11 protein-coding genes are annotated in these 13734 nt (G+C 46.5%); 10 read left to right on the top strand and 1 reads right to left on the bottom strand.

The window, feature by feature from the left end; genetic code table 11:
- Positions 1-37 precede the first annotated feature (37 nt).
- The 8 genes from pcrA to IRE19_RS17450 all read left to right on the top strand — a co-directional run bounded on the left by pcrA (position 38) and on the right by IRE19_RS17450 (position 10653).
- Positions 38-2251 carry a DNA helicase PcrA gene (gene pcrA / locus IRE19_RS17485; protein ID WP_203341376.1) on the top strand — a complete coding sequence of 738 codons (2214 nt, stop codon included), beginning with the start codon at positions 38-40 and terminating at the stop codon, positions 2249-2251.
- A gap of 15 nt (positions 2252-2266) precedes the next feature.
- Positions 2267-4273, top strand: coding sequence for an NAD-dependent DNA ligase LigA (gene ligA / locus IRE19_RS17480; protein WP_203341375.1), 2007 nt, complete (start codon positions 2267-2269; stop codon positions 4271-4273).
- Between the two features lie 12 nt (positions 4274-4285).
- Positions 4286-5416, top strand: a complete 1131-nt coding sequence (locus tag IRE19_RS17475) for a CamS family sex pheromone protein (protein ID WP_203341374.1) — start codon at positions 4286-4288, stop codon at positions 5414-5416.
- A gap of 101 nt (positions 5417-5517) precedes the next feature.
- Positions 5518-5808, top strand: a complete 291-nt coding sequence (gene gatC, locus IRE19_RS17470; protein ID WP_146559265.1) for an Asp-tRNA(Asn)/Glu-tRNA(Gln) amidotransferase subunit GatC — start codon at positions 5518-5520, stop codon at positions 5806-5808.
- A 19-nt stretch (positions 5809-5827) separates the two neighbouring features.
- Entirely contained in the window at positions 5828-7297 is a 1470-nt protein-coding gene (gene gatA / locus IRE19_RS17465; protein WP_203341373.1) for an Asp-tRNA(Asn)/Glu-tRNA(Gln) amidotransferase subunit GatA, read from the top strand.
- Positions 7294-8724, top strand: a complete 1431-nt coding sequence (gene gatB / locus IRE19_RS17460) for an Asp-tRNA(Asn)/Glu-tRNA(Gln) amidotransferase subunit GatB (protein ID WP_203341372.1) — start codon at positions 7294-7296, stop codon at positions 8722-8724. Before gatA ends, gatB begins: the two co-directional genes overlap by 4 nt.
- A gap of 339 nt (positions 8725-9063) precedes the next feature.
- Positions 9064-9624, top strand: a complete 561-nt coding sequence (locus IRE19_RS17455; RefSeq protein ID WP_203341371.1) for a thioredoxin family protein — start codon at positions 9064-9066, stop codon at positions 9622-9624.
- A 114-nt stretch (positions 9625-9738) separates the two neighbouring features.
- Complete coding sequence (locus tag IRE19_RS17450; RefSeq protein WP_203341370.1) at positions 9739-10653, top strand: diacylglycerol kinase; 915 nt, start codon at positions 9739-9741, stop codon at positions 10651-10653.
- A gap of 69 nt (positions 10654-10722) precedes the next feature.
- Here IRE19_RS17450 and IRE19_RS17445 read toward each other — a convergent pair whose 3' ends face one another.
- Complete coding sequence (locus IRE19_RS17445) at positions 10723-11151, bottom strand: NUDIX hydrolase (protein ID WP_191716812.1); 429 nt, start codon at positions 11149-11151, stop codon at positions 10723-10725.
- A gap of 200 nt (positions 11152-11351) precedes the next feature.
- Between IRE19_RS17445 and IRE19_RS17440 the strand changes: the two genes are divergently transcribed.
- Together IRE19_RS17440 and IRE19_RS17435 are read left to right on the top strand one after the other, a co-directional pair.
- Positions 11352-12698 carry a cytochrome ubiquinol oxidase subunit I gene (locus IRE19_RS17440; RefSeq protein ID WP_203341369.1) on the top strand — a complete coding sequence of 449 codons (1347 nt, stop codon included), beginning with the start codon at positions 11352-11354 and terminating at the stop codon, positions 12696-12698.
- The gene (locus IRE19_RS17435; protein ID WP_203341368.1) at positions 12695-13723 is read left to right on the top strand and encodes a cytochrome d ubiquinol oxidase subunit II; all 1029 of its coding nucleotides are present in this window, start codon (positions 12695-12697) and stop codon (positions 13721-13723) included. Before IRE19_RS17440 ends, IRE19_RS17435 begins: the two co-directional genes overlap by 4 nt.
- Positions 13724-13734: the final 11 nt, after the last annotated feature.

The following is a 13734-nucleotide window of genomic DNA, read 5'->3' as shown; positions in this document are numbered from 1 at the left end:
CTATAATAATAAGAACGAATGTTCGAGGTGGTGCACAATGGAATTAATAACGAAGAACTTACTGAACGGAATGAACCCGGAACAAGCGGAAGCGGTCAAAACGACTGAAGGCCCCCTATTGATCATGGCGGGTGCAGGCTCAGGGAAAACACGCGTGCTGACACATCGCATCGCTTATTTGGTGCTGGAAAAACAAGTTTACCCATCCAATATCCTGGCGATTACTTTCACCAATAAAGCGGCGCGCGAAATGCGGAACCGCATTGATGGATTGCTGGGGCATGGAACAGGGCAGCGCATGTGGGCTTCAACGTTCCACTCGATGTGCGTACGGATTCTGCGTCGCGATATCGACCGCATGGGCATGTCAAAGAATTTCTCGATTCTGGATACGACCGACCAACTGACGGTCATCAAGAATGTCTTGAAACAGCAGAACCTGGATTCGAAACAATATGAACCTCGGACGATGCTGAATGCCATTTCATCGGCGAAAAACGAATGCATCGATGCGGCGCAATTTGCAGCTGACATGAATCAGTTCAATCCGTATGAAAAGACGGTTTCTGAAGTTTATCTGGCTTACGAAAAACGCCTGAAGAAAAACCAATCGCTCGATTTTGACGATCTGATTATGACGACGTTGAATTTATTCAATACGGTCCCGGAAGTGCTGGAATATTACCAGAATAAATTCCATTACATCCACGTCGATGAATACCAGGATACCAACAATGCCCAATACCAATTGGTCCAGAAGTTGGCCAGCAAATTCAAGAATATTTGCGTGGTCGGGGATTCGGATCAGTCGATCTATCGCTGGCGCGGAGCGGATATCACCAACATCCTGTCATTTGAAAAAGATTACCCGAATGCCAAAGTGATCATGCTCGAGCAGAATTACCGCTCGACTAAGCGCATTCTGCAAGCAGCAAACGACGTGATCCAGAAGAACACCAGCCGTTATCCGAAAGAGTTGCGCACCGACAACGATGAAGGCCCGGCAATCACTTTGCATAAAGCGGGAGACGAGCGCCAGGAAGCACAGTTTGTCGTGCAGACGATACAGAAATTGATGGATGAAGAACATTATAAGACTTCGGATTTTGCGATCCTTTACCGGACCAACGCACAATCCCGTATCATGGAGGAGATGTTCGTCAAATCGAATATGTCCTATACCATCGTCGGCGGAACGAAGTTCTACGACCGCAAGGAAATCAAAGACTTGCTGGCGTATTTGCGGTTGATTGCCAATAATGACGATGATTTGTCATTGGCCCGTGTCATCAATGAACCGAAGCGTGGCATTGGGGCGACTTCTTTTGAGAAGATGGCGCGTTTTGCGATTGAACAGGACCGCACCATCATGGATGCTTTGCAGGAAGCCGATTTTATGGGGCTGACCCCTAAAACGGCACAGACCGCCCTCGAGTTCCGCACGATGATCGACAGCTTTACGCAAATGCAGGAGTATTTGTCGGTAACGGAATTGGTGGAGGAAGTGCTGAAAAAATCAGGCTACCGGCACATGCTGCAAATCGACAAAACGATTGAAGGCGAAAGCCGCCTTGAAAACCTGGAAGAGTTCCTGTCGGTGACAAAAGCATTTGAAAAACAAAGCGATGATAAATCACTGGTTGCCTTTCTGACAGATTTGGCATTGATTTCAGATATCGATTCCTTGGATGACGAGGAAGATGCAGACGGTCCGATCATTTTGATGACGATGCACGCAGCGAAAGGATTGGAATTCCCTGTGGTCTTCATCATCGGCCTGGAAGAAAACGTTTTTCCGCATTCACGGTCAAATAATGACGACGAGGAATTGGAGGAAGAGCGGCGCCTGGCTTATGTCGGCATCACCCGTGCTGAGAAACGGCTGTATTTGACGCATGCGTCTTCCCGAACGCTATTCGGGAAAAGCAATTACAATATGCCGTCCCGATTCATCTCGGAGATTTCGGAGGAACTGATTGAACAAACGACAGCCCATCACCGGGCCGGAGCTGCGACCAGCTATAAGCAGGCACCGAAGCGTCTCGCTGTATCGCGTCCTGCCTTCCAGCAATCGGGTGGCGATAAGCACGGTTGGCAAACAGGCGATAAAGCGAAACATAAAAAATGGGGCACCGGCATGGTCGTCAGCGTCAAAGGCGAAGGCGAACAAATGGAACTGGATATCGCTTTCCCAAGCCCTGTCGGCATCAAACGGCTATTGGCCAAATTTGCGCCGATTGAAAAAGTATAATCGGGAGGAAACCCTATGGATCGCATAAAAGCGGAAGAACGTGTAAATGAACTGAACGAACTGCTCCGGAACTATGGCCATGCTTATTACGTATTGGATAAGCCGGCTGTACCGGATGCCATCTATGATCAATTGCTGAATGAATTGATCGACTTGGAAACACTGTATCCCGATTTGATTTTTCCGGATTCGCCGACACAGCGCGTCGGCGGAACGCCGATTTCCAATTTCGACAAAGTGACGCATGAGCGGCCGATGTTGAGTTTATCGAACGTCTTCGGCGAAGAGGATCTGCGTGAATTCGATAAACGGGTGCGCAGTGGAGCTGGAGACGGAATCGAATATGTCTGTGAACTGAAAATTGATGGACTTGCCGTGTCGCTGATGTATGAAGACGGTAAATTCGTCAAAGGCGCAACACGCGGAGACGGCCGTATCGGTGAAGACATAACCGTCAATCTGCGGACGATCCGTGCAATTCCTTTAAAATTAAAGCAGCCGGTGACGCTTGAAGTGCGCGGCGAAGTTTTCATGCCGAAAAAATCCTTCCATGCTTTGAATGAGCAGCGGGGAGAACGCGGTGAAGAGCTGTTTGCCAATCCGCGCAATGCGGCAGCAGGTTCACTGCGCCAGTTGGACCCGAAAATTGCAGCAAGCCGCAATCTCGACGTCTTCATCTACGGAATCGGAGGAGACGGAGAGACCTATGGTTTGACTGAACACGATGAATCGCTCAGTTACCTGAGTGAGCTCGGATTCAAGACCAATCAGGAGCGCCAAGTGTGTTCAACTGTGGAAGAAGTTTTGGCTTATATCGAGAAATGGACAGAAAGCCGGACGAAGCTGTCTTATGAAATTGACGGCATCGTCATCAAAGTCAATCGTTTTCTTCATCAGCAGGACCTTGGATTTACAGCGAAAAGCCCGAAATGGGCCACTGCTTATAAATTTCCTGCAGAAGAAGTCATGACCATTGTCCGCGACATTGAATTGAGTGTCGGACGGACAGGTGTCGTTACGCCGACAGCCATACTGGATCCGGTAGCTGTTGCAGGAACGACTGTCCAACGGGCTTCATTGCACAACGAAGATCTAATTAAGGAAAAAGATATTCGCATCGGCGACAAAGTCATTATCCGAAAAGCGGGAGATATAATCCCGGAAGTGGTTTCGGCTATCGTTGAGCAGCGGACAGGAGAAGAGCTTCCTTTTGAGATGCCCGAAAACTGTCCGGCCTGTGACAGCGAGCTTGTCCGTATTGAAGGAGAAGTAGCCCTTAGGTGCGTCAATCCGCAATGCCCTGCACAAATCACGGAAGGGCTGATTCATTTTGTATCCCGCAATGCCATGAATATTGACGGGCTGGGCGAAAAAGTGATTGAGCAATTATACCGGGAAGGCCTGATCCGGGATATTTCCGACATCTATAAACTGACCAAGGACCAATTGCTTGAGTTGGATCGCATGGGCGATAAATCAGCTTCCAACCTGATTGCAGCGATCGATGCTTCCAGAAGCAACTCAATGGAGAAGCTGCTGTTCGGTTTGGGCATCCGCCATGTAGGCGAAAGAGGAGCCCGCATTTTATCCGAGCATTACGGAACCATGGAACAGCTGATGGCAGCGTCCAAGGAAGAACTGGTTGAAATCCATGAAATTGGCGAAAAGATGGCCGATTCCATTGTCACGTATTTTGATAATGAAGAAGTTCGCGCATTGATGGAACGTTTGCGCGAGACAGGCGTCAACTTAACATACACCGGCACACGCATCCGCGTAGAGGCAGGAGCCAATGCTTTTGCAGGCAAGAAAATCGTTTTGACTGGCAAATTGGAACAAATGACGCGACAGGAAGCCAGCGCGCAGATTGAAGCGCTCGGCGGCAAACTGTCAGGAAGCGTCAGCAAGAAAACCGATTTGCTGATTGCCGGTGAAGAGGCGGGCTCCAAGCTCGACAAAGCACTCGAGCTGAAGGTAGCCATTTGGGACGAAGAACGTCTCATTGAGGAATTGAATAAATAAGGGGATTTTAAGATGAAACGCATATGGTGGATTCCGATCAGCTTGCTGCTGTTAACGGGATGTGTTCCTTCCGGGACTGATGAGGAAGCGGAAGTGATAAATGAAAAAGAAGAAGTCGAGACGGCCATTATTCCAAGCATGCAGTTGGATGATCAGTTTTACCGTACACTTCTGCCATATAAGGAAAGCGCTACAAGAGGGAAAATCGTCAATCGGCTGAACTCCCGTTATGATATTGCCGAAACCGAAAACGGGTTGCTGCGTTTGTCGCAGAAGCAATTTTCTCCTGACGATTATTATTTTCAGGAAGGCCAGATGATCACTGATGAAGATGTGACTTCTTGGCTGCAGCGTACGAGCAAAGACAATCCGGCAGGGTTGAATCCTGCAGATGGCCGTACAGGTGAGCAAAAGAAAGCAGGCGAACGTCCGCCTGCCGAAATCCTTGCCCATGTCATTGAACAGAATTATTTGGTGAAAACAAAAGAAGACACCATAAGGCTCGGCGGAATTTCGGTCGGGCTTGCATTGAACTCGGTTTACTACAGTTCGGAAAACGATATCGCCTATGAAGAGGAAATTCCGCAAGAGCAGATTGAAAAAGAAGGCAAGCGCATGGCTGATGAAATCGTCAAGCGCCTGCGTGAAAAAGAAGGTTTGGGAGACGTTCCAATTGTGGTGGGTCTCTTTAAACAAAACTCGCGAAATACTATGGTGCCCGGAACCTACTTCTCATATGGTGCTGCCCCGGGGGGCGAACAAGCTATTGCCGGCTGGAACGCAGTAAACGAAAACAACGTGTTGTTTCCTACTTCCGGTTCGGATGAACGTTACCGTGATATCGATACGGCATTCCGCAACTTCAAGCAGGACGTTGAAATCTACTTTTCCAATTTCACAAGTGTCATCGGTACCGGTCATTATCAGGAAAACCAATTGAAAGAATTAAAGATTGAAATCCCAATCCAATTCTATGGCGCTGCCGAAGTGATCGGATTTACACAATATGTCACGGGACTGGTCGTGGATCATTTCCCTGAAAACGTACTGATCGAAGTCAGTGTAACCTCTACCAACGGACCAGAAGCGTTGGTCTTGCGAAAAGCAGGAGAAACCGAACCATTTGTTCACATTTACGAATAAATTGCATGAAAACGGGGATGGCCATGCGGCTGTCCCTATTCATTTTTTTAGAAAAATGTTATGATATAGCGTATGTTTACTGAATCCGGAGGTGTAGAAAAATGGCGAAAATGACTAAAGAAGAAGTAATCGAAGTCGCTCATTTGGCGAGATTGGCAATTACTGATGAAGAAGCGGAACATTTTGCAGATCAATTGGAAGCAATTACGAATGCAATGGAGTTGCTGAATGAACTGGATACAGAAAACGTCGAGCCGACCACTCATGTCTTGCAGATGGTCAATGTATTGCGCGAAGACAAATCCATCCCTGGATTGGACCGCGAATTGATGTTGAAAAACGTAAAGGAACATGAAGGCGGACAAGTAAAAGTCCCAACAATCCTGGAATAACCGGAAGGAGGAACCATAGATGTCATTAGTGGATAAAACAGCTGCAGAATTGCAGGAAATGATACATACAAAAGAAACGACGATTGCTGAAATGACGCAACAGGCGTTTGACCGCATCGAAGCTCTTGAACCAAAAGTGGATGCATTTCTTGCATTGAACAAAGAACGTGCAACCGAACAGGCCGCAGAAATGGACAAAGTGCCTTTTGCTGAACGCGGGCCGTTATTTGGTTTGCCGATTGGAGTAAAAGACAATATTGTAACAGAAGGCTTGGAAACAACAGCTTCCAGCCGTATTCTAGAAGGTTTCAATCCTATCTATAACGCAACCGTTGTAGAAAAATTGAAAGAAGCTGGAATGGTGACTGTCGGGAAATTGAATATGGATGAATTCGCAATGGGTTCTTCCAATGAAAACTCGTATTACAAGAAAACGAAAAACCCATGGAATCTTGAAACGGTGCCAGGAGGTTCTTCAGGCGGTTCTGCTGCTGCAGTCGCTGCTGGAGAAGTACCATTCACTCTGGGATCAGATACCGGCGGATCGATCCGGCAGCCTGCTGCATTCTGTGGTGTAGTTGGCATGAAACCGACTTATGGCCGCGTTTCGCGCTTTGGCTTGATCGCCTACGCTTCTTCGTTGGATCAAATCGGTCCGATCACAAGAACCGTTAAAGATAATGCTTTATTGTTGAATGCCATTTCAGGGCATGATGACAAGGATTCAACTTCTGCCAATGTAGAAGTTCCAGATTTTGCTGCTGCCTTGACAGGCGACATTACGGGACTGCGTATCGGTGTTCCAAAAGAGTATTTTGGTGAAGGTGTCGGCGAAGCTGCAAAACAAGCTGCTCTTGACGCTTTGAAAGTGCTTGAAGAAAGAGGCGCCATTTGTGAAGAGATTTCACTTCCTCATTCGAAATACGCGTTGGCGACTTACTATCTATTGGCTTCTTCTGAAGCATCTTCCAATCTTTCCCGTTTTGACGGCATCCGTTATGGATACCGCACGGAAAAAGCCGGAAGCCTGCTGGAGTTTTACATGAATACCCGTTCTGAAGGCTTTGGCGATGAAGTCAAGCGCCGCATCATGCTTGGCACTTACGCATTGAGCTCAGGCTATTACGATGCGTATTATAAAAAAGCACAAAAAGTCCGTACGCTGATCAAAAAAGACTTTGATGATGCTTTTGAAAAATACGATGTCATCATCGGTCCGACAACGCCGACACCGGCGTTTAAAATCGGTGAAATCATCGACGATCCATTGACGATGTATGCCAATGATATTTTAACGATTCCAGTAAACTTGGCTGGCGTACCTGCCATTTCCGTTCCTTGTGGATTCGACAACGGCTTGCCGCTTGGCTTGCAGATCATCGGGAAATATTTCGACGAAGAAACCGTATATCGTGTGGCTGATGTTTTTGAGCAAGCGACCGATTTCCATAAAAAAACTCCTCAAACATGGGAGGGAGCAGCAAAATGAACTTTGAAACGATCATCGGACTTGAAGTCCATGTAGAACTTAAAACAGAATCCAAAATGTTCTCTCCTGCACCGGCTCATTTCGGCGCAGAGCCGAACACGAACACAAACGTCATTGACCTTGGTTATCCAGGCGTTCTGCCAGTCGTCAACAAAACGGCAGTGGATTGGGCAATGAAAGCTGCACTTGCATTGAACTGCCAAATTACCCGCCACACCAAATTCGACCGGAAAAACTATTTCTACCCGGATAACCCGAAGGCTTATCAGATTTCTCAATTTGATCAGCCAATCGGCGAACACGGCTGGATTGAAATCGAAGTAAAAGGCGAGAAGAAACGCATCGGCATCACGCGCCTTCACATGGAAGAAGATGCAGGGAAACTGACGCATACCGGCAATGGCCATTCCTTGGTCGACTTTAACCGCCAAGGGACACCGTTGATCGAAATCGTTTCGGAACCTGATATCCGCACAGCTGACGAAGCTTACGCTTACTTGGAAAAAATCAAAGCAATCATTCAGTACACAGGTGTTTCAGATGTACGTATGGAAGAAGGTTCGCTGCGTTGCGATGCGAACATTTCGCTTCGTCCGTTCGGCCAGGATGAATTCGGCACGAAGACCGAATTGAAGAACTTGAATTCATTCAACTTCGTCCGCAAAGGCATTGAGCACGAACAGATTCGCCAAGAGCAGGTTCTGCTATCAGGTGGGATCATCGAACAGGAAACACGCCGCTACGATGAATCAACAGGCAAAACCTTGTTAATGCGCATCAAAGAAGGATCTGACGATTACCGTTACTTCCCGGAACCGGATCTGGTCGACATCGTCATTGATGATGAATGGCTGGAGCGCGTCCGTGCTGAAATTCCGGAATTGCCGGATGCCCGCAAAGCCCGCTATGTTTCGGAGCTTGGCATGTCTTCATACGATGCTATGGTTCTGACATTGGCAAAACCAATTTCCGATTTCTTTGAAGCGACAGTAGCTGCCGGCGCTGATGCCAAACTGGCTTCGAACTGGCTGATGGGTGAAGTATCAGCTTACTTGAATGCTGAACAAAAAGAGCTGGAAGATACGGCTTTGACTCCTGAAGGTTTGGCTGGCATGATCAAATTGATTACAGATGGCACCATTTCATCTAAAATCGCCAAGAAAGTCTTTAAGGAATTGATTGAAAAAGGCGGCGACGCGAACGATATCGTCAAAGCGAAAGGGCTAGTCCAAATCTCAGATGAAAACACATTGCGTGAATTCGTCACAGCAGCACTTGACAACAATCCGCAATCGATTGAAGACTTCAAAAACGGCAAAGACCGCGCGATCGGTTTCCTTGTCGGACAGATCATGAAGCAGACGAAAGGGCAGGCAAATCCGCCATTGCTCAATAAAATCCTTCTTGCAGAAATTGCAAAACGATAAAAGAGAACACTAGTAAAAGGGCGGTCCGTAAAGGGCTGCTCTTTTTTATTGATCTATAGGAATAATATATGTGTGTAAAGGCTGACTATAACTTTAGGGAACTTAGCATAGGCACGAGTCGTCTTTAAACGAAGATCATCCTAATTCTTCGAATAAAGCGCTGGAAAAGACTATTTCTGCATCTGAGCCTTGAAGACTTTGCTGGAGAACAGTAAACTGAGGATAAAGCGAAATTACAGTCAATGGAATTTTCTTAATTCATTATGGATTTGGAAAAGATCCAAACGGGGATATCGCCCGGCTGGCCACCAGTAAAGCAGACAAAGGAGAAGTGATTAGATGATGACCGAACAGGAATATTTTGTACAAGGCATTACGTTGGAAAGTTATATGGCTCAAATGGAGTCAAATCAACAAAAGTCTTACAGTATATACGAAAAGTTTGAATTGCCTGAGGATCCGGGATTCATGGCGTTGCTGAAAGAGAAGAAGCCTCATGTACTGGTCATTACAGAAGACTGGTGCGGGGATGCCATGATGAACAATGCCATCTTGCGGAAAATCGCGGATGCGGCTGACTTGGATGTTCATTGTGTATACCGGGACGAAAACTTGGAATTGATGGATCGTTATTTAACGAATGGAGGACGTTCCATTCCGAAATACATCCTCCTTTCGGAAGATGGCCGGGTATTGGGAGACTGGGGCCCGCGAGCGCCCAAAGTGCAGGAGTTTGTCGATGAGAAGAAATCGGTTCTGCCTGAAAAGGAAGATCCGCAATACGACCTTCACATGAAGACGGTCATTAGTGAAATTTCAGATGGCTTTGTTTACAACGAAGAGTTTTGGGATATTGTCTATGAAGATTTGCGCAAGGCATTTGAAACGGTCTTAAAATAAACAAGGGGCGCTGTCCGCAAAAAAAGGACAGACATCCTGCAGGACAGTGTTAACAAGGAGTCCACAAATTTTTCCTGTCTTATTTTTATAGGAAGTCCAGAAAGGCTGAATCTGATGAAACGTGCACGCATAATATACAATCCAACTTCCGGCCGTGAATTATTCCGTAAACATTTGCCCGAGGTTCTGGAGAAAATGGAACAGGCCGGATACGAAACTTCCTGTCATGCAACGACTTGTGAAGGTGATGCAATACAAGCTGCTAAAGTTGCCGTAGAACGAAATTTTGATTTGGTGATCGCCGTCGGAGGAGATGGCACACTGAATGAAGTGATTTCAGGGATTGCTAAATTCGAGAACCGGCCGAAAGTGGGCCTGATACCGATGGGGACGACGAATGATTTTGCGCGTGCTGTCCATATTCCGCGTGATATCAACAAGGCTGTTGATATTATTCTCAAAGGGGATTCAATTCCAGTGGATATCGGCTTGATGAACGATGATCGGTATTTCATCAATATTGCAGGCGGCGGAAGAATCACCGAGTTGACTTATGAAGTGCCAAGCAAACTGAAAACGGTTCTTGGCCAAATGGCTTATTATTTGAAAGGCATCGAAATGTTGCCTTCAATCCGGTCTTCGCGCGTCCGAATTGAATACGATGACCAGATTTTTGATGACAGTGCCATGATGTTCTTAATTGGTTTGACCAATTCGGTTGGTGGATTTGAAAAACTGGCACCAGATGCCAGCATCAATGACGGCAAATTCACGTTGCTGATTTTGAAAGAGCTCAATATGGCGGAATTTATCCGTGTTGCCTCTTTGGCTTTGCGGGGAGAGCATTTGTCGGACCCTCATGTCATTTATGCGAAAGCCAGTAAAATTACAGTAACGACAGAAGAACGGGTGCTGTTGAATTTGGATGGGGAATACGGCGGCGTCTTGCCGGCGGTATTTGAAAACCTGGCAAGCCATATTGAAATGTACGTCCCGCTTGATTCGTTAAAGGAACATGACCGCAAATAAAAAGCTGGAAAATGGAGTGTCTCTCCGTTTTCCAGCTTTTTATATTTGTTAAGCCAAGTAATCTTTTGCTTACAGGAGTTCGATGGCTTTGTCCTGTTCTGCTGCAAGCTGCGGCAGGTTCTTAATTGGTTCCCAACGGAACAGCAAGGTCATGCCATTGTCACGGCCATGGCTTTTAATGGTGTGTTCAAATTGTTCGACCGGTTCACCTGTGTATTCAAATTGAAAGATGTTCCGTTCATACGCTTTGTCCTGATGCTCAGGATAGTAGGTATACTTATGGATTTTCCCGACGAATTCAAGAACATCGCTTGGCAATCCTGTTTCTTCTTTTACTTCTCTGTATAAGGCATCAATCAACAGTTCGCCTTCTTCGATTGTGCCGCCCGGCACCTGCAATCCGACTTCCGGTTCTCCTTTATACTCGAAAACCAACAATTCGCGATTTTCTTCATCGCCTCTTGTGATATATGCAAATACTTTCCGTTTTGTTCTCATGCTGCATCACCCTTTTTTATTGTTCTCTTTAGAATACTAAAAATTGAGAAAAATTACAATTCTTTTTGCTTTCTTTGTCACACCTTATTCAAAGTTTGGCTGGAAAACAAGGCTTGGGAGGCGTTTTGGAAATAGGGTTTGATGTACAATAGGAACTATAGAAACAGTGAATCAAATGCATAAAAAAGGAGACGAGTAGATTGGACTTTCAAGATCCGGCTTTTCTGAGTCGCATCCTAACGCTATTGACTCTATCGTTCCACATTCTTTACGCAACGATTGGCGTAGGTGTCCCTCTTATGATTATGATTGCCCAGTGGGTGGGCATTAAGAAAAAAGACGATCACTACATTTTGCTGGCACGCCGTTGGGCCAGAGGATTCGTCATTACTGTTGCAGTAGGTGTTGTGACAGGTACGGCAATCGGTCTGCAATTATCCCTATTATGGCCGAATTTTATGCAGCTGGCAGGGAACGTGATTGCCCTTCCGTTGTTCATGGAAGTATTCGCATTTTTCTTTGAAGCTATTTTCCTGGGGATTTATCTTTATACATGGGATCGCTTTGAAGACCAACGCAAACATTTTCTATTGCTTATTCCAGTTGCACTGGGTGCAGCAGCGTCATCTGTTTTCATTACGATCGTCAATGCCTTCATGAATCAGCCGCAAGGTTTTGAAGTGCTGAACGGTGAAATGGTCAATGTTAGCCCGTTGCTGGCTATGTTCAGCCCGGCAGTGCCGACCAAAGTGGCCCATGTCATGGCGACTGCTTTCATGACCAGTGCATTTTTACTGGCTTCGATTGCGGCATTCCGGATGCTGCGCGGTTCGACACATATTTATCATAAGAAAGCCTTATTCCTCACCATGAAACTGGGGCTGGTATTTGCCATTGCCACGGCATTGATTGGGGATTTCTCAGGCAAGTATTTAGCAGAGTACCAGCCGGAAAAATTGGCAGCTGCTGAATGGCATTTTGAAACGGGAGAAGAAGCAGAGTTGATTCTTTTCGGTGTGTTGGACGGGGAAGAAGCGAAGTACGCCATAAAAATCCCGTATGCCTTGAGCATCTTGGCACACAGCAATCCGTTTACAGAAGTGATTGGGCTCAATGAATTCCCGGAAGATGAGAGACCGCCGCTGTGGATCCATTATCTATTTGATACGATGGTGATGATCGGCATGTGGTTGGCATTGTTCTCCTTTGTCTATGTAGTAGCCGCTTGGCGCGGCTGGGCGTTTATCCAGGCCAAATGGTTCCGCTGGCTGACCGTAGCCGGAGGACCTTTGGCGCTCATCGCCATCGAAGCAGGATGGTGGTTTACAGAGGTCGGACGACAGCCTTGGATACTCAGAGGCCATATGAAAGTTAGTGAAGGGGCAACCACGAGCGGCCAAGTGGATTTGATGATTATCCTGTTCGCTGGCCTATACATCATCCTCGGGATCGGAACAGTTGTCGTCTTGTCCAGAATGTATAGACGCAATCCGGTTGAAAAAGAATTGGCGGCACGTGAAAATGCTAAGGGCGGTGAAGAACAATGACATTGGAAATTATCGGCATCTCCGTTCTCTGGCTGTTTTTGTTCCTGTACGTCATCGTGGCATCGATTGATTTCGGTGCCGGCTTCTTTAATGCTTATAGTTCATTTATCGGCAAACAGCATATATTGACAGGCATCATTCAACGTTATCTGTCACCCGTATGGGAAGTCACCAACGTATTCTTTGTGTTCTTCTTTGTCGGGATCATCGGATTTTTCCCGCAGACTGCGTTTTATTACGGCACAACGCTGCTGGTTCCGGCGAGCCTTGCATTGATATTGTTGGCGATTCGCGGCTCCTATTACGCATTCGCGACTTACGGGGCAAAAATCAACCATAGAGGATACATTTACATGTACGGTTTATCCGGGCTATTGTTGCCGGCAGCTTTGTCGCCGGTACTGGCCATGTCCGAAGGCGGGTTCATCAAAATGGACAATGGCCAGCCTTATCTGGATTACTGGACCTTATTTACCAGCCCATTGATGTGGAGTATCGTAGTTTTGAGTTTAACGGCCGTACTTTACATTTCAGCCGTGTTCTTGACTTGGTATTCTTCAAAAGCCGGTGACTTGAAAGCCAACGAACTGATGCGCAAATATGCATTGATCTGGGCAGGTCCTGCCATCATTACAGCAACCGGAATCATCTACGAGCTGCGCGGCCATAATCCGGAGCATTATGCACGCATTCTTGATTTATGGTGGGTATTCGCCTTGTCATTCCTGTTGTTTGCCGGAACGGTCTACTTAATTTGGAAGAAACGCCATTACGGTTGGGCTTTCATTTTATTGATGGGGCAATTCTTTACAGCGTTCTTTGCTTATGGGGCATCGCATTATCCTTATCTGTTGTATCCTTATTTGACTATTTATGACAGCTTTACGAATGAATCGATGGCCATTGCGCTGATCATTGCGTTTATCGCTGGTTTATGCCTGTTGTTGCCATCGCTTTACTTATTGTTCCGCTTATTCTTGTTCGATAAGGATTATGTCGAAGGCAAATCGGATTACCACGCATAAAGGAGGCATTA

The sequence above is a fragment of the Planococcus beijingensis genome (assembly GCF_016820615.1).
In the GTDB taxonomy this organism is placed as follows: Bacteria; Bacillota; Bacilli; order Bacillales_A; family Planococcaceae; genus Planococcus; species Planococcus notacanthi.
This window is presented reverse-complemented; position numbering and strand designations above follow the sequence as displayed.